The 19,196-nt window shown below is 37.4% G+C and carries 16 protein-coding genes and 1 pseudogene; 15 read left to right on the top strand and 2 right to left on the bottom strand.

What is annotated here, in order from left to right:
* Window positions 1–8 precede the first annotated feature (8 nt).
* The gene (gene rpsI / locus I6H78_RS03880; RefSeq protein WP_000075969.1) at window positions 9–401 is read left to right on the top strand and encodes a 30S ribosomal protein S9; all 393 of its coding nucleotides are present in this window, start codon (window positions 9–11) and stop codon (window positions 399–401) included.
* Window positions 402–609: 208 nt separating this feature from the next.
* On the opposite strand, the gene I6H78_RS03875 is transcribed toward rpsI, so the two are convergent.
* On the bottom strand, window positions 610–1,488 hold the full coding sequence (locus I6H78_RS03875; protein WP_198460139.1) for a LysR family transcriptional regulator: 879 nt from the start codon (window positions 1,486–1,488) through the stop codon (window positions 610–612).
* Between the two features lie 127 nt (window positions 1,489–1,615).
* Window positions 1,616–1,966 carry a helix-turn-helix domain-containing protein gene (locus I6H78_RS03870; RefSeq protein ID WP_025168989.1) on the bottom strand — a complete coding sequence of 117 codons (351 nt, stop codon included), beginning with the start codon at window positions 1,964–1,966 and terminating at the stop codon, window positions 1,616–1,618.
* Window positions 1,967–2,324: 358 nt separating this feature from the next.
* Between I6H78_RS03870 and I6H78_RS03865 the strand changes: the two genes are divergently transcribed.
* The 14 genes and pseudogenes from I6H78_RS03865 to I6H78_RS03800 all read left to right on the top strand — a co-directional run bounded on the left by I6H78_RS03865 (window position 2,325) and on the right by I6H78_RS03800 (window position 19,195).
* Entirely contained in the window at window positions 2,325–3,950 is a 1,626-nt protein-coding gene (locus tag I6H78_RS03865) for a malolactic enzyme (RefSeq protein ID WP_198460138.1), read from the top strand.
* 77 nt (window positions 3,951–4,027) lie between these two features.
* Window positions 4,028–4,975 carry an AEC family transporter gene (locus I6H78_RS03860; RefSeq protein WP_198460137.1) on the top strand — a complete coding sequence of 316 codons (948 nt, stop codon included), beginning with the start codon at window positions 4,028–4,030 and terminating at the stop codon, window positions 4,973–4,975.
* Window positions 4,976–5,559: 584 nt separating this feature from the next.
* Window positions 5,560–6,525, top strand: a pseudogene (locus tag I6H78_RS03855) (hypothetical protein).
* A 48-nt stretch (window positions 6,526–6,573) separates the two neighbouring features.
* Entirely contained in the window at window positions 6,574–6,738 is a 165-nt protein-coding gene (locus I6H78_RS03850; RefSeq protein WP_193750114.1) for a hypothetical protein, read from the top strand.
* A 51-nt stretch (window positions 6,739–6,789) separates the two neighbouring features.
* Entirely contained in the window at window positions 6,790–7,302 is a 513-nt protein-coding gene (locus I6H78_RS03845) for a GNAT family N-acetyltransferase (protein ID WP_198460136.1), read from the top strand.
* A 286-nt stretch (window positions 7,303–7,588) separates the two neighbouring features.
* Entirely contained in the window at window positions 7,589–9,556 is a 1,968-nt protein-coding gene (locus tag I6H78_RS03840; protein WP_198460135.1) for a peptide ABC transporter substrate-binding protein, read from the top strand.
* 146 nt (window positions 9,557–9,702) lie between these two features.
* A complete protein-coding gene (locus I6H78_RS03835) occupies window positions 9,703–11,664 on the top strand; it encodes a peptide ABC transporter substrate-binding protein (protein WP_198460134.1) in 1,962 nt (653 codons plus the stop codon).
* Between the two features lie 191 nt (window positions 11,665–11,855).
* Window positions 11,856–13,301, top strand: coding sequence for an LCP family glycopolymer transferase CpsA (gene cpsA / locus I6H78_RS03830; protein ID WP_198460133.1), 1,446 nt, complete (start codon window positions 11,856–11,858; stop codon window positions 13,299–13,301).
* A gap of 1 nt (window position 13,302) precedes the next feature.
* Entirely contained in the window at window positions 13,303–14,034 is a 732-nt protein-coding gene (cps4B, locus tag I6H78_RS03825) for a capsular polysaccharide biosynthesis protein Cps4B (protein ID WP_198460132.1), read from the top strand.
* 8 nt (window positions 14,035–14,042) lie between these two features.
* Window positions 14,043–14,735: a capsular polysaccharide biosynthesis protein CpsC gene (gene cpsC / locus I6H78_RS03820; protein WP_000664126.1), complete on the top strand. Its 693-nt coding sequence runs from the start codon at window positions 14,043–14,045 to the stop codon at window positions 14,733–14,735.
* A 9-nt stretch (window positions 14,736–14,744) separates the two neighbouring features.
* Window positions 14,745–15,428 carry a tyrosine-protein kinase gene (locus I6H78_RS03815; RefSeq protein ID WP_049489809.1) on the top strand — a complete coding sequence of 228 codons (684 nt, stop codon included), beginning with the start codon at window positions 14,745–14,747 and terminating at the stop codon, window positions 15,426–15,428.
* 22 nt (window positions 15,429–15,450) lie between these two features.
* Entirely contained in the window at window positions 15,451–16,818 is a 1,368-nt protein-coding gene (locus tag I6H78_RS03810; protein ID WP_198460131.1) for a sugar transferase, read from the top strand.
* Between the two features lie 81 nt (window positions 16,819–16,899).
* Window positions 16,900–18,009 (top strand): UDP-galactopyranose mutase, encoded by a 1,110-nt coding sequence (gene glf, locus I6H78_RS03805; RefSeq protein ID WP_198460130.1) that lies wholly within the window; start codon window positions 16,900–16,902, stop codon window positions 18,007–18,009.
* Between the two features lie 331 nt (window positions 18,010–18,340).
* Complete coding sequence (locus I6H78_RS03800) at window positions 18,341–19,195, top strand: hypothetical protein (RefSeq protein ID WP_198460129.1); 855 nt, start codon at window positions 18,341–18,343, stop codon at window positions 19,193–19,195.
* Window position 19,196: the final 1 nt, after the last annotated feature.

Below are 19,196 nucleotides of genomic sequence, written 5' to 3'. Positions count from 1 at the left end.
AATAAAGTATGTCACAAGCACAATATGCAGGTACTGGACGTCGTAAAAACGCTGTTGCACGCGTTCGCCTTGTTCCAGGAACTGGTAAAATCACTGTTAACAAAAAAGATGTTGAAGAGTACATCCCACACGCTGACCTTCGTCTTGTTATCAACCAACCATTCGCAGTTACTTCAACTGTAGGTTCATACGACGTTTTCGTTAACGTTGTAGGTGGTGGATACGCTGGTCAAGCAGGAGCTATTCGTCACGGTATCGCTCGTGCCCTTCTTCAAGTAGACCCAGACTTCCGCGATTCATTGAAACGCGCAGGCCTTCTTACACGTGACTCACGTAAAGTTGAACGTAAGAAACCAGGTCTTAAGAAAGCTCGTAAAGCATCACAATTTAGTAAACGTTAATTCGAGAGAATTACAATACATACAAAGAGCACCTTTCGGGGTGTTCTTTTTTTATCGACATTTTGTAGATTTATAATTGGGAATCTCGTTGAATGGTATCAGGTAAATGAAAAATTCGGCGATCATATCCTATTTCTTCGTGCTTTAGTCTAATACCTATAATGTAAAAAACTCTAGCTATCAGGTAGTTGATAGTTAGAGTTTTTTTCTATTCATATGATTTAATGAGATTAAATAAGGCTTCTACTTCTGATGACAGTGTAGTTGATTTGAGATAAGCGTAATAAACTGTAAATGTTATCTGGTCCTCCGGTATTAGAGGGATTTTTATTAAATCATCATCTTCATCAGAAAGTGCGATATCTGCCAGTAAACTAACGCCAATCCCTTTCTTTAAAAGTTCTTTAATGATGACAATGTCGTCACTCTTAAAGAATATTTCTGCCTTGTTTTGATGCTTTTGATTAAGTAGTTCAAAAGCTTTCAGATGAACAAAGTGTTCGTCTAAAAGTATAAAGGATTGATCTACTAAATCTTCAAAAGCGAAGGAAGGAGCAGTAGCAAGAGGATGGTTCTTAGATAAAACGACATACAGTTCTTTATGAAAGAGTTCATGTGTCTCTATTGAAGGATGATTGAGTGGTTCAATCAATCCGAGTAAGCTCGCATCTAGTTCTCCCTTAAGGAGAAGATTTAATAATTCTACGGATCCACCACGAATAGGACGTACCTTTTTTAAAAAATCAAATTCAGTTTCTTTATTTAAGACAGAGAAAAGATACTGAATGATAATAGGAGGGAATCCTACAGTAGAGCAATGCGCCAAGGAACGATTAATTTCTTTGCGAGTAGAAATGACCTCAGGCAAAATCAGTTCTGTATGCTTCAGAAGGATTTGTCCTTGAGGAGTTAGTTTAAAGGAACGATGCGAGGGATCATGGTGAACCAATTTGCAATTAAAAGATTCCTCTAAGCGCTTGATGGCATAAGAAATAGATGGTTGGCTGACTTTGTGTTGTTTTGCTACTTCCGTATAGGATTGAAGTTGGCAGAGGTCATAAAAATATTGTAGATCTTTTAAATTCATATGGGCTCACTTTCATTAGTTGGAGAAGGAAAATAAGTGGAAATCACCAGATAAATACTTTTTATCCGTATCCTACAATTTGACTATACGAGTATTCACCGGTTAAAATGTAAGTGAGTCAGGGATATCAAAGGTTATCTAAGATACTTTCAAAAATGACCAACATCTTTTCTCGTTTATCAATAGGGAGCTGTTTAATCTTCATGTTGATTCTTTTGAGTGAAAGATTGTCGGTCTTATCAGAGGTTGATTCAAGGCTATCAAAATTGAAAAATTCCTCTGGGGTCATCTCTAGGGCGACAATCACTTTTTCAAGACTGTGAATGGTCAGATTCACATTTTGGTTTTCAAGTTGATTGATATACTTAAGCCCAAGTCCCGCTTGTTCTGAAAGTTCTTCCTGGCTCATTTTTTTCTGTGTTCGAAAATATTTCACTTTTTGGGAAATATATTGTTGTAAATAGTTTTTATTCGTCATATAAATAGAATACAAGTTTTGTATGACAAAAAAACACCTTAAAAAATACAAAGTACTATATAACAAACTTATATAATATTTATTTTAATTCGGATTGCCAATTTGTATGATTAGTTTCTTTTACTCGAAACTTTTAGTAAAGAGTGATCATCGAGAGTTTTATGAGTTCAGAACTTTATAAAATATAACGACTTAAAGTGCCATTAACAGTAGTGTTTTAAGTATAAAAGAGCTTATTAGAAATTGTCTTCGTAGACTCATTATAACATATGCGTACACGATTGTATTTTTTAAACAACAAAGTTTTCTAAACAATTCGTTTTAAGTGGTATAATAGAAGTAAAAAGGAGGTTGCACTATGACTGCACATGATATTTTAAACAACCCTTTCCTCAATAAAGGAACTGCCTTTACCTTAGAGGAGCGGAAGGAACTAGGTCTTATTGGTTTATTGCCACCTTATGTTCAAACGATTGAAGAACAAGCGGCGCAAACTTATGCACAGATGCAAACAAAAGCCAATGATTTGGAAAAGCGTCTTTTCCTAATGGAAATTTTTAATACCAACCGGACTCTTTTCTATTACCTCTTTTCTCATCATTTGGAGGAATTCAATCCAATTGTATACGATCCAACTATTGCAGATACTATTGAAGGCTATAGTGACCTCTTTGTAGATCCACAATATGCGGGATATCTTGATATCAATCATCCTGAAAATATTGAAGCCACTTTGAAAAATGCTGCTGGGAATCGCGAGATTCGTCTCATTGTTGTAACAGATGCAGAAGGAATCCTTGGAATCGGTGACTGGGGAACAAATGGTGTCGATATTTCTGTTGGGAAATTGATGGTCTACACGGGTGCTGCTGGAATCGATCCTTCTATGGTCCTTCCTTTAGTCATTGATGCAGGGACTAATCGTGAAGAACTTCGTAACAATCCTAATTACTTAGGGAATCGTCACGAACGGGTTCGCGGAGATCGTTACTACGACTTCGTTGACCAATTTGTTCAAACAGCAGAACGTCTCTTTCCTAAACTCTACCTTCACTGGGAAGACTTCGGTCGCTTGAATGCTGCCAATATTCTTGAAAAATACCGGAAACAAATTCCAACTTTTAATGATGATATTCAAGGCACAGGAATCGTTACCTTGGGTGGTATCTTTGGTTCACTGGATATTAGTGGTGAAAAATTAACAGATCAAGTTTATCTCTGCTATGGTGGTGGTACTGCGGGTGCAGGAATTGCCTCTCGTGTTCTTCGTGAAATGGTTAGTGAAGGTCTTTCTAAAGAAGAAGCTTATAAACGTTTCTTTATGGTTGATAAACAAGGTCTTCTCTTTGATGACATGGATGACCTAACTCCTGAGCAAAAACCGTTTGCTAAGAAACGTGCTGACTTTAGTAACGCAGACAAGTTGACTGACCTGCTTGAAGTAGTGAAGACTGTGAAGCCAACCATTCTTGTAGGAACTTCGACTCAGCCTAATACCTTCACTAAAGAAGTAGTAGAAGCTATGTGTAAAAACACAGAGCGTCCGATGATCTTCCCTTTGTCAAATCCAACCAAACTAGCAGAAGCTAGTGCCAAAGATTTGATTGAATGGTCAGATGGCAAAGCTTTTGTCGCAACAGGAATTCCTGCTGATACAGTTTCTTATAAAGGTGTCGACTATGTGATTGGTCAAGCCAATAATGCCTTGATTTACCCAGGTCTTGGTCTAGGTATGCTGGCTTCTGAAGCAAGTCTTTTGACTGATGAAATGATTGGAGCAGCGGCTCATTCATTGAGTGGTATTGTCAATCCAGGTCAACCAGGAGCTCCTGTCTTGCCACCATTCAAGTATGTAGCAGATGTTTCTATTAAAGTAGCAGAAGCAGTCGCTAAAAAAGCGCAAGAGCAAGGTCTTGCGCGTGCTAAGGAAACAGATATGGCCAAAGCCGTTCGTGATTTGAAGTGGTATCCAGAGTATAAATAATTCATTGCTGCTGCCTATCCTTCACTAGCGACAAATTTATATGGGCTGTGGACTTAAGTAATTTAGAAAGGATACCTATGTCACTCTTTTTAACCTCGATTACGAGTATCATTCCGATTATCGCTATCATTGTTTTGGGGTATATTCTTCAGGTGAAGGGATGGTTTGGAGATGCCTTTGGACCTAACCTATCTCGTTTGATCATGAATGTAGCCTTGCCAGCGTCAATCTTTGTGTCGGTGATGAAATACCTAACACTAGATAAACTAATCAGTCTTTCTGGAGGTCTCCTTTATACATTTGTGGCCTTTATCTTGGGATATATTGTAGCTTATATTGCAGTTATGGTTTTTAAGGTCCGTCCAGGACGACGAGGAACCATGATTAATACCTTTGTGAATGCTAATACTATTTTTATTGGTTTACCTTTAAACGTTGCTCTTTTTGGGGATCAGGCTCTGCCTTATTGCTTAATTTACTATATCACCAATACGATTTCCACATGGACATTGGGCGTGTATTTGATGACGAGCGATAGTAAATCGGGTCAAAGCAAGAAGACAAGTAAATTTGACTGGAAGAAATTACTACCAGCTCCGCTTGTAGGTTTTCTTGTGGCTCTACTATTTTTGATTCTCCGAATTCCTATTCCAGATTTCGCAACGAATACCTTAACCTATGTTGGAAATATCGTCACTCCCCTATCTCTGATTTATATTGGTATCGTTCTTGCAAAGGCAGGCTTGAATACCATTGCTTTTGATAAAGATACGATTGTCACTTTAGTTGGACGCTTTATCCTAGCTCCTCTAATCATGCTTCTTGTATTGAAGTTCTTTTCCCCAAATATGGCGACAGTAGAATTTAAGACCTTTATGATTCAGTCCGCTACGCCAGCTCTAGCTGTTCTCCCAATCCTTGCTAATCAGGGAAAAGGAGATGTGGAATTCTCTACGAATGTAGTGACTCTAAGTACGGTTCTATTTATCGTTGTTATTCCAATATTACAAACTTTATTAGGATAAGAAGGAAGAGGATAGGATTGAAAGTTTTGTGTTAAGAAATTCCCCTATTTAAAAAATATTGGTTCAAATTTTATGAAATGAATCAGTAGATATCGTTCTGAAAAGCCTTGATATTGTGCTGTTTTTAACCCAACTGAAACCCACACTTTCCAACCAGATCTTAAGAAAGCTCGTAAAGTATCACAATTTAGTAAACGTTCATTCGAAAGAATTACGATACTTACAAAGAGCACCTTTCGGGGTGTTCTTTTTGTACTTTCATACTTAAATTGGTGCAATTGACACAGTTGTTGCGACTTTAGTCACTTACAAATGAGGCTGCAATCTGACAAAGTCAGTTGCCTCAAAACCTTAAGAACCTGTTACAATATAGCATTTACAACACTTCAGGGTTCGCACCATAGGGTGTTTTTTACTTCTCTCATCTTCTCACGGTATCTCTCATGTGGTATAATGAGACAAGGATTGTTCCTCGTTTCAGACGAGTTTATGGAATTCAGGATAAGTTAGCAAGTAAGACGAGTATTTCTGTCAGTCTCCTATACATCTGTTAACAGCTATCCAAAGTAAAAGGAGATTGTAGATTGGTTTTACTAGTATTGGTGCTTTTGGGTTTGCTCATTCTAATCTTAAAAAGGAGACAGAGAACTACTAAAAAATCTGAAGGAAAGGTCAAGAAAAGAAATTGGCTATTAATAGGTTGCTTATCCATAGTGATCCCAGTTGTAATCTTCATAGTGAGTAGTCCTATTCTTGCTCTAATGGATATGTGGGGGCTGTTTGCCCATGCAAGTCGAACTGAGATTGAGTAGGCTGTGCATCGTTCTTATCAAAATTACGGTCTTACAGGACAGTTTGAGTTAGAAAAATACGAGAAAAACTATACAAGCGTGGGAGGATTTATAATCCATGGTACCTACAGTGGAAATATAGCCGGAAAAACCTATCAGGTTAAAACTCGATTTAAATACTATACTCGCTTTTCGAAAAATGAAACATATGGAAAGACAGATGCAGAGGTTGATCACGAGAATTATAAAAAAATTTATGATGTTTTCCCAGAACTAGCCTATTTAGGGATTGAAGTTAGTCCAGGCACCAGCGAATTTTTAAAAACACTGGACAGTTCAATCAAAGATCCTAAACTTCCTGATTTGAAGTATCAAGGTATTGGTTTTGAATTTAATAACCAATCTGATAATATTTATCTTTATAATGAAATATTAGAGGAAAATCAAAGCAAGGGTCAAGCTCTGCAAGGAATGTACCCAATGGATGCTCAATATCTTTTCCAAAAAGAGATTCTTATCCCAATATTTGAATTTCAATATTTCGTTCCAAAAGAAAAAAGAGATCTCTTGTATGATGACTATCTTAAAGAGCTTGAAGCGCTCATGAAGGAATTTTTTGCCAACCAACCCCTACCAAGGGGTCTTTATGCTGTAAAGATTGCTAAGTATAAAGAGGATAAACTTGTCAATGATAGTGGTGTATACTATGTGAGGATTGATAATCAGCAAGTTGTAAAGCTGTTGCAAAAATTAGAGTAGGAGTTGCTAGGTCTAGTCCAGTTTTTTGTGAATGAGGCATTTTATGGAGTGCCAATTTATCAGCTCTTGTATAAGGAAGGAACGAATTTATTTGACGATGTGAAAAATCCTGCGGAAAACTCAGTAGATGGGCAGGAGCATATTGTCAACAGTCAGGAAGAGTTTATTACATACTATCGTAATAAGGAAAAAGGGGATCCTAATCAAAGGTAGTCAAACTCTATCTAGCAATATTTTAACTAAGAAGAGAAGGGATGTTTTGTAATGATTAGTTTAGAGCTGTTGTCCGAAGAAAATAGTCTAGACGTTTATTCTTTTGAAAAAGAAAATCGAGAGTATTTTGAACGAAATTTACCTCCTAGACCAGCTAACTATTTTGATTTAGAAGGTTTTAAAGAAATCACGAGGGAATTGTTAGCGGAACAAACGAATCGGGCTGTCTACATGCATCTTATCAGAGATTCGCAAGGTGTTATGGTCGGAAGAGTCAATTTAAGTGTTTTAGAGAATGATCGAAAAACAGCAGAGCTTGGGTATAGGATTGGGGAAAATGTTACTAACTTAGGTTATGCTAGCGAAGCGGTTAAACTCGTTTTAGACAAGGCCTTCACGACTTATGGTCTCAATAGAATCATTGCAGGAACGGCAACGGATAATCTGGCCTCTCAGAGGGTGCTTATAAAAAATGGCTTCACCCTTAGTAGAATGATAGAAAATGACTTATACCTTCATAATGAGTGGATTCATACAGCAGTATTTGAGATAATGAGGCCATAGTATCAACATTTCCAGTTTGCTGATAGGCCAAATGGAGTCATCAATCTTCCCAGACATTCAAGAATGTTTTCTTGGATGTTTTTTGTTCAGAATCTCCGGGTATATCTGTTAAAATTTGATTTTCCCAGTGGACAATTGTTCACTTTTTTTGCTTTTTGGTAAAAATTATATAGAAAAGCCTTTGAAAAATATTTGTTAGAATTTTCTAAAAAATCTGTCGAAAGCCCTTGCTTTTATGAAAAAATAGGGTATAATGGTGAAAACACTATCTTTAAGGAGATTACTTATGAAATCGAAAAAGTGGCTCTTAGGAGCAGGTGCTGTTTTGAGCGTAGCCCTACTGTTAACTGCTTGTGGGCAAAGTGAAAAGAAGGCGGATGCTCCCAAGACATTCTCTTATGTCTACGCTATGGATCCATCTTCTTTGGACTATAGTGTGACGAGCAAGAGCTCAACTTCTGACGTTATAGCAAACGTTGTTGATGGTCTTTTGGAAAATGACAAGTATGGGAACTTAATTCCATCACTTGCAGAAGACTGGTCTGTTTCAAAGGATGGTTTGACTTATACCTACAAACTTCGTAAGGGTGTAAAATGGTATACTTCTGATGGAGAAGAATATGCTGAAGTTAAGGCCAAAGACTTTGTTACTGGGCTTAAACATGCTGCTGACGGAAAATCGGATGGTCTTTCTTTGATTCAGGATTCTATCAAAGGTTTGGCAGAGTATGTTAATGGTGAGAGCAATGATTTCTCTACCGTAGGAGTTAAGGCTGTTGATGATTACACGGTAGAATACACGCTCAACAAACCAGAAAGTTTCTGGAACTCTAAGGTCACAACTGCAACCATGCTCCCAGTTAATGAAGAATTTTTGAATTCTAAAGGGAGCGACTATGGTGCACCAACCCCATCGGGTATCCTATATAATGGTCCTTATTTCTTGAAATCATTGACTTCAAAATCAGTCATTGAATATGAAAAGAATCCAAATTATTGGGATAAGGACAATGTTAAGATTGACAATATTAAACTAACTTTCTACGATGGATCAGACCAAGAATCTTTGATTCGCAGCTTTACACAAGGAGCTTATACAACAGCTCGTCTCTTCCCAACAAGCTCAAACTTTGAGTCAACTAAACAAGAGTACGGCGATAAGATTGTTTACAGTCCACAAGAAGCGACAAGCTACTACCTCACTGTTAACGTAAACCGCCAATCTTATAATAAAACAGCTAAGACAGACGAAGCTCAAAAAACATCAACGAAAGAAGCTCTTCTCAACAAGAACTTCCGTCAGGCGCTGAACTTTGCCCTTGACCGTCATTCTTATACTGCTCAGTTGAATGGTGAAGAAGGTGCGGACAAGATTATCCGTAACAGCCTAGTGCCTCATGACTACGTTCAAGTAGGTGAAAAAACCTTTGGAGGGTTGGCTCAGGCAGAGCTCGTTTCATATGGAGACCAGTGGAAAGATGTAACCCTTACAGATGGCAAGGATACGATTTACAGTCCTGAAAAAGCTAAGGCAGCCTTTGCTAAAGCCAAGGAAGAATTGCAAGCCAAGGGGGTTACCTTCCCAATCCATTTGGATATCCCGGTTGAACAAACAGATGTAATCGCGGTTCAACAAACCAACTCACTCAAGCAGTCTATCGAATCATCACTTGGTACTGAAAATGTCATTGTCGATGTCCTTCAAATGACCGATAATGAGAAAATGAACATTACGTCTCAAGCCAAGGTTCCATCCCAAAAAGACTATGACTTGAACGGAACTGGTTGGGGACCAGACTATCAAGACCCAGCTACCTACCTCAACATTCTTGATGCTAAGAAGGGTTCTGCCCTTAAACACTTGGGTATCAATCGCGGAAAAGACCCAGAAGTGATGGCTCAAGTTGGACTGGACGAATACAAGAAACTCTTGGATGATGCTGCAGCTGAAACCAGTGACCTTAATAAGCGTTATGAAAAATACGCCAAAGCACAAGCTTGGGTGTCTGATAGCTCGCTCTTAATCCCAGTTGCTTCTTCAGGTGGTTCTCCAACTGTTAGCCGAACTGTACCATTCACAAAAGCATACTCTCAAGTCGGAATCAAGGGAGACCCATTTGTGTTCAAAGGATTGGAGTTGCAAAATGACGTTGTGACTGCAAAAGAATACGAAGAAGCCTTCAAGAAATGGCAACAAGAAAAAATCGAAACAAATGCCAAATACCAAAAAGAACTTGAAAAACACGTCAAGTAATCTATAAATAGAAAAGGAAGTTGCAGAAACTGTGCTTCCTTTTTTATTTTGAGATACCAGTTGTCATAAAAGCAGTAACTTTACATTTTTGAATAAATTTGATAAAATATGGTTATGTTATAAAAAGTGACATAAAGGAGTGAATGATGATCAAAATGAAAAAAAGACTAATCGGGACAGGTCTTGTCTTAGCGACAGGGATTTTGCTCTCTGCATGTGGACAGTCCAACACAGATACTAGCACTTATTCATCAACATTTAGTGCAAATCCAACAACTTTTAACTATCTTCTAGATTATTATGCAGATAACACTGCTGTTATTACCAATCTTGTAGATGGTTTGTTAGAAAATGACAGCTATGGGAACCTCGTACCTGCTCTTGCGGAGGATTGGTCTGTTTCATCAGATGGTTTGACCTATACCTACAAGCTTAGAAAAGATGCCAAGTGGTATACAGCTGACGGTGAGGAGTATGCTTCAGTCAAAGCTCAGGATTTTGTTACTGGGATCAAATATGCCGCGGACAACAAGGGACAAGCCATGGATCTGATCCAAAATTCAATCAAGGGATTGAATGACTATGTGACGGGTGTGACTAATGATTTTTCAACTGTTGGTGTCAAAGCCTTGGATGATTACACAGTAGAGTACACTTTAACTCGACCAGAACCGTACTGGAATTCAAAGACAACCAACAGTATCCTTTTCCCAGTCAACGAAGAGTTCTTGAAATCAAAGGATAAAGATTTTGGTACCTTGACACCAGACAGTATTCTTTATAACGGTCCCTATTTGTTAAAAGATTTCACATCAAAATCTTCGATCGAATATGTGAAGAATCCACACTATTATGACCATGATAAAGTAACCATTGAAAAAGTGAAGTTAGCCTACTTTGATGGGTCAGATCAGGAAATGACCATTCGAAACTTTGAAAGTGGTGCTTACTCTATTGCAGGAGTCTATCCAAATAGTTCGAACTATGCTAAGACAAAAGAAAAATACCAAGACAATATCGTCTATAGCTTACAAGACAAGACATCTTGGTACTTTAACTTTAATGTCAACCGCAAAACCTATAATCATACCGCTAAAACAACGGACGAACAAAAGAAATCAGCTCAAACAGCTATCTTAAATAAAAATTTCCGTCAGGCTATCAACTTTGGAATTGATCGAACAGCCTACTCTGCTCAATCTAACGGTGAAGAAGCAGCGAGCAAAACCCTTCGTAATACTCTGGTTCCCCCAACATTTGTCCAGGTGGGAGATAAGACCTTTGGAGAAGTAACAGCTTCTAAGCTTGTGAACTACGGAACTGAGTGGTCAGGCATCAATTTGGCAGACGCTCAAGATGCTTACTTTAACAAGGAAAAGGCCCAAGCAAAATTTGCGGAAGCTAAAAAGGAATTGGAAGCCCAAGGCGTGACTTTCCCAATCTATTTGGATGTCCCTGTTGATCAGACAAATAAAAATGCGGTTTCTGGTATGAACTCGGTTAAACAAACCCTTGAAACAGTACTAGGTTCTGACAATATCGTCATTGATGTTCAACAGCTTTCTACAGATGACTTTGGAAATGTTGCCTTCCTAGCACCAAATCCAGCAGCTCGTGACTACGACCTAAACTTTGATGGCTGGGTTGGTGATTACCAGGATCCATCAACTTATCTAGACCCCTTCAATGCTGAAACTGGCTTCTATCTCAAGATTTTTGGTCTTGACGCCAAGGAAGACCAAGAGCTCGTTAAGAGTCTGGGACTCGATACCTATACGCAACTCCTGAAAGAAGCAGATGCTGAGAACAAAGATGTCGCTAAGCGTTATGAAAAATACGCTGAAGCTCAAGCTTGGATGATTGACAATTCTCTAGTCATGTCTGCTATGTCAAATGGTGGTACAGCCTCTGTAACCAAAGTAACTCCCTTTACACGTGCCTACTCCCTAGTAGGGATCAAGGGTGACGGAAATAATTATAAGTACATGAGATTGCAAAAAGACCCTGTTACCAAGAAACAATTTGACGAGGCCAAGGCTAAGTGGGAAGCAGAAAGTAAAAAGGCTATTGAAAAGAGCCAAAAAGAGTTTGAAAACCACGTAAAATAAGATTGCGGACAAGGTTGCCCCTGAGCGCCTTGTCTTTTTGTGTAGAATGGCATTCGGAACTTTGATCATATTTTAGAGTAACTTAAGAGAACAAAAGCGAATGAAAACGCTGAAAATAGCAAGGATGGATGGAATTTCCATCATGATTGTGATATAATATTTATAACTATTAATGTGTATAGGGGATTATCATGAGTAGACGTTCAAAGAGAGCTCGTTTAGGGAATGTAAAACAAAATGTTAATATAGTTTTAGTGACCATTTATTTATTATTGAGTGGTTTTTTGCTGTTCTTAATTTTTAAACATAATATCTTAGCTTTTCGGTACCTCAATATCCTTACTGCAGTTCTTATTTTTATTTCTGCTGTAATTGCAATCCTTCTGATAGTGTATAAAAAAGCCGAGAAGTTTACGGTTTTCTTTTTGACACTTGCTATCGTAGTTAGCTCGGTTTCTCTCTATGCTTTGCAACAGTTTGTCGGTTTTACCAACCATATCAATGCGACCTCAAACTACTCAGAGTATTCGATGAGTGTGGTCGTTTTAAAAGACAGTGACATCAAAAATGTGACCCAGTTGGATAGTGTAGCAGGTCCGACTGAAACAGATAATGATAATATCCAAAAGTTGGTGGTGGATATTAAGACGACACAGAGTAAAGACTTGACAGTTGAACAGAGTGCTTCTTATCTAGCAGCTTATAAGAGTCTGCTTTCTGGCGAAACTAAAGCAATTGTCTTAAATAGTGTCTTTGAAAATATCATTGAAGCAGAGTATCCAGATTATGCTTCAAAAATCAAAAAAATCTATACAAAAAAATTAACTAAGGATGTTGCGGCTCCAAAGGTATCGAAGAATAAAGCTTTCAATATTTATGTGAGTGGTATTGATACCTATGGTCCGATTAGTTCAGTATCTCGTTCAGATGTGAATATTCTAATGACTGTGAACCGAGATACCAAGAAAATCCTTCTGACTACAACACCTCGAGATTCCTATGTTCCGATTGCGGATGGGGGAAATAATCAAAAGGATAAATTGACCCACGCTGGGATTTATGGAGTGGACTCGTCGATTCATACTTTGGAAAATCTCTATGGAGTGGATATTAACTATTATGTGCGCTTGAACTTTACTTCTTTCTTGAAATTGATTGACCTTTTAGGTGGCGTTGATGTCTATAATGATCAGGAGTTTACAGCACATACTAACGGGAAGTATTATCCTGTTGGGAATGTTCATTTAGACTCTGAGCAGGCTCTTGGTTTTGTCCGTGAGCGCTACTCTCTAGCAGATGGAGATCGAGATCGTGGTCGGAACCAACAAAAGGTTATTGTAGCTATTATTCAGAAGTTGACGTCAACTGAGGCTTTAAAAAACTACGATAACATCATCAAGGGATTGCAAGATTCTCTTCAGACCAATATGCCTTTGGAAACTATGATGGATCTGGTTAATACTCAATTGGAGAGTGGCGGGAACTACAAAGTCAACTCTCAAGACTTGAAGGGAACTGGACGCACGGATCTTCCTTCATACGCTATGCCAGATAGTAACCTCTACATGATGGAAATTGATGAAAGTAGCTTGGCCGCTGCGAAAGCCGCTATCAATGATGTGATGGAGGGCAAGTAGCATGATAGATATCCATTCGCACATCGTTTTTGATGTGGATGATGGTCCAAAGTCGATAGAGGAAAGTAAAAAACTTCTTAGAGAGGCCTACAGTCAAGGAGTAAGGACAATCGTTTCCACTTCGCATAGACGAAAAGGGATGTTTGAAACTCCTGAAGAAAAAATTGCAACCAACTTTCTAAAGGTGCGAGAAATGGCTAAGGAAGTTGCGGATGACTTAATCATTGCCTATGGAGCGGAAATCTACTATACTCCGGATGTTGTTGAGAAGTTAGAAAAGAAATTAATCCCAACCCTCAACGATAGCCGCTATGCTTTGATTGAGTTTAGTATGAATACAGCCTATCGGGACATGCATAAGGGGCTGAGTAATATTCTAATGCTAGGCATTACACCCATCATTGCCCACATTGAACGTTACGATGCTTTAGAAAACAATGAAAAGCGCGTGCGAGAGCTGATTGATATGGGATGTTATACTCAGGTTAATAGTTCTCATGTTTTGAAACCAAAACTCTTCGGAGAAACCTATAAATTTATGAAAAAGAGAGCCCAGTATTTCTTGGAACGAGATCTGGTTCACGTGATAGCAAGTGATATGCACAACTTGGATCACAGACCTCCTCATATGGAGGAAGCCTATGATATCATTGCCCAAAAATACAGTGAAGATAAGGCTAAGGAACTTTTTAAGGATAATCCCCGAAAAATAATAATGGATCAATTGATTTAGGAGAAAAAATGAAAGAACAAAATATGATGGAAATCGATGTATTTCACTTGCTTAAAATCCTTTGGAAGCGAAAACTGTTAATTGCTTTGGTAGCATTCGTGACAGGGATAGTAGCATTTGCCTACAGTAGTTTTATTGTGAAGCCAGAGTTTACGAGTACGACCCGAATTTATGTGGTCAATCGTAATCAGGGAGATAAGCCTGGCTTGACCAACCAAGACTTGCAAGCGGGATCTTACTTGGTAAAAGACTATCGCGAAATCATTCTCTCGCAAGACGTTTTAGAGAAGGTTGCGACTGATTTGAAACTAGAACTCCCTCCAAAAGGTCTAGCTAGTAAAATCAAGGTAACAGTTCCAGTGGATACGCGTATTGTATCGATTTCTGTTACAGACCGTGCACCTGAGGAAGCTAGCCGTATCGCCAACTCTTTGAGAGAGGTTGCGGCTCAAAAGATTATCAGCGTCACTCGCGTTTCGGATGTGACAACGCTTGAAGAAGCACGTCCTGCAACATCGCCATCTTCACCAAATATTCGTCGCAATACCATGGTTGGATTCCTTGCGGGAGCGGTTGTGATGGTTGTCACGGTTCTCCTAGTTGAGCTCTTGGATACACGAGTGAAACGTCCAGAAGATATTGAGGATGTTATGCAAATTGCACTATTGGGAGTAGTTCCAAATTTGGATAAATTGAAATAGGAGAGAAAAATGCCAACGTTAGAAATTGCACAAAAAAAATTAGATTTGGCAAGAAAAGCAGAAGAGTACTACAATGCCCTTCGCACCAATATTCAACTGAGCGGGAATAACTTGAAAGTGATTTCGATCACATCTGTGAAACCAGGGGAAGGAAAATCAACAACTTCTACCAATATTGCTTGGGCTTTTGCGCGTGCAGGCTATAAGACACTGTTGATTGATGCGGATATCCGTAATTCAGTCATGTCAGGTGTCTTTAAATCACGGGAAAAGATTACAGGCCTAACAGAGTTTTTGTCAGGCACAACAGACCTATCACAAGGTTTATGTGAAACCAATGTTGAAAATTTGTTTGTTATTCAAGCGGGTTCTGTATCACCAAACCCGACAGCTTTGCTACAAAGTGAGAATTTTGCAACCATGATTGACACCTTACGCAAGTACTTTGACTACATCGTTGTAGATACTGCTCCGATTGGAGTTGTTATTGATGCGGCGATTATCACGCAGCAATGTGACGCTTCTGTTTTGGTAACTGCTGCTGGTGAAACAAATCGTCGTGATGTCCAAAAAGCTAAAGAACAACTCGAACAAACAAGCAAACCATTCTTAGGAATTGTGCTTAATAAACTCAATACTTCAGTTGAGAAGTATGGATCATATGGGGCTTATGGCTCCTATGGGAAAAAGTAAGAGTTAGCTTAGGGAATAGATTATGGAAGAAAAGGGATTGAAGATTACTTTGGCGGCAATCCAGAGTTTTCTTGTCATTTTATTAGCTTATTTACTTAGTTTTGTTAAGGAAACAGAGATTGTAAATACTTCTGTTATTATATTGTTCATTCTTCATTTTTTTATTTTTTATATCAGTGATTATGGGCATGATTTTTTTAAAAGGGGTTATTTAGCAGAGTTTATCAACACGACAAAGTATATCGTGTTCTTTGCTTTAGCTATCAGTATTTCGAATTTTTTCTTAGAAGATCGTTTTAGTATCTCTAGACGAGGAATGCTTTACTTTTTGATAATACACTCTATTCTGTTGTATTTGTTGAATCTGTGCATTAAACACTATAGAAAACGCATCTTTCCAAATCTCAAGGGGAGTAAGAAGATATTCTTGATAACAGCGACCTCTAGGGTTGAAAAGGTCATTGATAGGCTGATAGAGTCGGGAGAAATTTTTTGGAACTTGGTGGCGGTCAGTGTTTTAGACCAGCCTGATTTTCAGCATCAATCCTTAACGGCTGTACCTGCTGAGAACATCTTAGACTTTGCTACTCATGAAGTTGTTGATGAAGTCTTTATCAATCTACCAAGTGAAGAGTACGACATCGGGGAGTTTATCTCACTTTTTGAGACAATGGGAATTGACGTGACAGTTAATCTGAATGCTTTTAATAACTATCTAGGTAGTGATAAAAAGATTCGTGGGATGGCAGGGCTGAATGTTATCACGTTTTCTACAAAATTTTATAAGACCAGTCATGTCATTGCCAAACGGTTCATTGATATTGTCGGTTCGATTGTCGGATTGATTATTTGTGGTTTGGTGAGCATTGTTTTGGTTCCGATGATTCGACAAGATGGTGGGCCGGCGATTTTTTCTCAAACGCGTATTGGAAAAAATGGTCGACATTTCACTTTTTATAAATTTCGCTCTATGCGTGTAGATGCTGAGGAGAGAAAGCAAGAACTCTTGATACAAAATACCATGCAAGGTGGTATGTTTAAAGTCGATGATGATCCACGTGTCACTCCAATTGGGCGCTTTATCCGTAAGACTAGCCTAGATGAGTTGCCACAGTTTTGGAATGTTTTAATGGGAGATATGAGTCTGGTGGGTACCCGTCCTCCAACAGTGGATGAGTACGAGAAATATACTCCTGAACAGAAACGCCGTCTCAGTTTTAAACCTGGAATTACTGGCCTATGGCAGGTAAGTGGTCGTAGTAAAATCACGGATTTCAATGAAGTTGTCAAATTAGATGTAGCCTACATTGATGACTGGACAATCTGGAAAGATATCGAAATATTGTTAAAGACTGTTAAAGTGGTCTTTATGAGGGAAGGGGCGAAGTAGTAGAGTTTAAATTCAACTACTACTCATATTTATAATGCGTCTTTTGTAAGTGTGATAAGGAAAGTGAAAGAGGAAGAAAAAATGGGAAATTATGATTATCTTATTGTAGGTGCAGGACTTTTTGGTGCAGTATTTGCACATGAGGCTGCGCTTAAAGGGAAAAAAGTAAAAGTGATTGAGAAACGCGATCATATCGCGGGAAATATTTATACTCGTGAAGAGGAAGGTATCCAAGTACATCAGTATGGTGCACATATCTTTCATACTTCTGATAAAGAAATTTGGGACTATGTAAATCAATTTGCAGAGTTTAACCGTTACACAAATTCTCCTGTTGCAAACTATAAGGGAGAGATTTATAACCTTCCTTTTAATATGAATACATTCAATAAACTTTGGGGAGTTGTAACGCCAGCAGAAGCACGAGCTAAGATTGATGAACAACGTGCAGTTTTAAATGGGAAAACTCCTGAAAATTTGGAAGAACAGGCAATCTCTCTTGTAGGTACAGACATCTATGAAAAATTAATCAAAGACTATACAGAGAAACAGTGGGGCAAGCCAACTACAGAACTTCCAGCATTTATCATTCGCCGTTTGCCAGTACGCCTGACCTACGATAACAACTATTTTAACGATACCTATCAGGGAATTCCAATTGGTGGTTACACTCAAATAGTTGAAAAAATGTTGGATCATGAAAATATTGATGTAGAAATAAATGTTGATTTCTTTGCGAATAAAGAGCAATATCTAAAAGAGTTTCCTAAGATTGTCTTTACGGGTATGATTGATGAATTCTTCGACTATAAGTTGGGCGAACTAGAGTACCGTAGTCTTCGTTTTGAAAACGAGACATTGGATATGGAGAATTACCAAGGAAATGCAGTTGTGAACTATACAGATGCTGATACCCCATATACTCGCATTATTGAACACAAACATTTTGAGTTTGGGAATCAAGAAAAAACTATTATTACTAAAGAACATTCTAAAACATGGAAAAAGGGAGATGAACCATACTATCCGGTTAATAATGATCGTAACAATCGTTTATACCAATCGTATAAGAAACTTGCAGAAGCACATAAAAATGTTATTTTTGGCGGTCGTTTAGGACATTATCGATATTATGATATGCATCAAGTTATAGCAGCGGCTTTACAGTGCGTTCGTAGTGAGATTAAGTGATAATTAGTAAAAAGAAAATGTAGGTTTGAACTTGAAATTTTATATAAAATTTAATCTGAATTTTTTGTTATTATTACTATTTTTCTTGTATTCATTTTTCTATGTTATAGATCTATCGTTATTTAATACTTTTCAATTAAATAATGTTGTGCAAATGATATTATTCGTATTTTTAATGATAATATTCTTTGGGAAGAATTTAAGCTATTTAAAAAATATAAAATATTTTACGATATCTGTTCTCATATTGACACTATTTCTTATTTCAGCAGTTGTTACAAAAAGATTATATTTAATAAATTATGCACTTTTTATAATTAGTGGAATGACTGTGGATTTTAGAAAAATTGTTAATAGTTCATTCTGGGGGACTTTGATTGCTACACTTACAGTAGTTGTGGCATCAAAAATGGGAATATTAAGCGACCTTGTTTATATTACGGGAGGACGTATATCACATAGCTTTGGTTTTTCATATTTTTCTCATCTATCATTTTTAGTATTGTACTTATTTCTTAATTATTTATTTTTAAGAGGTAAAAATATTACTTATTATGAAATTATAGGATTATTTGCTATCGACTATCTTGTATATTCAACTACAACTAACAGATTAAGTCATTATCTCGGAATTTTTGTTTTGCTAATGTTTGTATTAGCAATTAAATTAAACTGGATTAAATTTAAATCATATTTTTTTAAAATTTTTTCATTATGTTCCTACTCAGTTGGACTTTTGCTCTCTATTTATATAGCAAATAATTATAATCCGGGTGAGGTAATTTGGAGAAACTTAAATCATTTACTGAGTAATCGTTTAGGTTTTCAAAAACTTGCATTTGCTTTATATCAACCTCAGTTATTTGGAAATGATATTCAAATGGTTGGAAATTATGAGATTGAAATTTTGAATCGAATTGTTACAGAAAATAGTTTCTACTTAGATTCTGGTTTTTTATATTCTTGGCTAGGATATGGCATTTTATTTACAACACTATTAATAATATTATATACATCAATTTTTTATAAGGCTTATAAAAATAATGATAAGGCAATATATATATGGTGTATGGTAATATTGTTCTTTTCATTTATAAATAACACTTGGGTAAACATAACATATAACCCATTACTTTTCATGTTGGGAGGGAGCTTGTTGGCTTCAAATGTAAGATATGAGAAATAAT

The sequence above is a fragment of the Streptococcus oralis genome (assembly GCF_016127915.1).
GTDB classification, from domain to species: domain Bacteria; phylum Bacillota; class Bacilli; order Lactobacillales; family Streptococcaceae; genus Streptococcus; species Streptococcus oralis_BO.
Note: the sequence above shows the minus strand (reverse complement) of the source record. Positions and strands in the feature narration are given on the sequence as shown.

Bases quoted from the DNA above. Each gene is read 5' to 3' on its own strand.
- rpsI (WP_000075969.1), top strand. From the start codon at position 9: ATGTCACAAGCACAATATGCAGGTACTGGACGTCGTAAAAACGCTGTT.
- I6H78_RS03875 (WP_198460139.1), bottom strand. From the start codon at position 1,488: ATGAATTTAAAAGATCTACAATATTTTTATGACCTCTGCCAACTTCAA.
- I6H78_RS03870 (WP_025168989.1), bottom strand. From the start codon at position 1,966: ATGACGAATAAAAACTATTTACAACAATATATTTCCCAAAAAGTGAAA.
- I6H78_RS03865 (WP_198460138.1), top strand. From the start codon at position 2,325: ATGACTGCACATGATATTTTAAACAACCCTTTCCTCAATAAAGGAACT.
- I6H78_RS03860 (WP_198460137.1), top strand. From the start codon at position 4,028: ATGTCACTCTTTTTAACCTCGATTACGAGTATCATTCCGATTATCGCT.
- I6H78_RS03845 (WP_198460136.1), top strand. From the start codon at position 6,790: ATGATTAGTTTAGAGCTGTTGTCCGAAGAAAATAGTCTAGACGTTTAT.
- I6H78_RS03840 (WP_198460135.1), top strand. From the start codon at position 7,589: ATGAAATCGAAAAAGTGGCTCTTAGGAGCAGGTGCTGTTTTGAGCGTA.
- I6H78_RS03835 (WP_198460134.1), top strand. From the start codon at position 9,703: ATGATCAAAATGAAAAAAAGACTAATCGGGACAGGTCTTGTCTTAGCG.
- cpsA (WP_198460133.1), top strand. From the start codon at position 11,856: ATGAGTAGACGTTCAAAGAGAGCTCGTTTAGGGAATGTAAAACAAAAT.
- cps4B (WP_198460132.1), top strand. From the start codon at position 13,303: ATGATAGATATCCATTCGCACATCGTTTTTGATGTGGATGATGGTCCA.
- cpsC (WP_000664126.1), top strand. From the start codon at position 14,043: ATGAAAGAACAAAATATGATGGAAATCGATGTATTTCACTTGCTTAAA.
- I6H78_RS03815 (WP_049489809.1), top strand. From the start codon at position 14,745: ATGCCAACGTTAGAAATTGCACAAAAAAAATTAGATTTGGCAAGAAAA.
- I6H78_RS03810 (WP_198460131.1), top strand. From the start codon at position 15,451: ATGGAAGAAAAGGGATTGAAGATTACTTTGGCGGCAATCCAGAGTTTT.
- glf (WP_198460130.1), top strand. From the start codon at position 16,900: ATGGGAAATTATGATTATCTTATTGTAGGTGCAGGACTTTTTGGTGCA.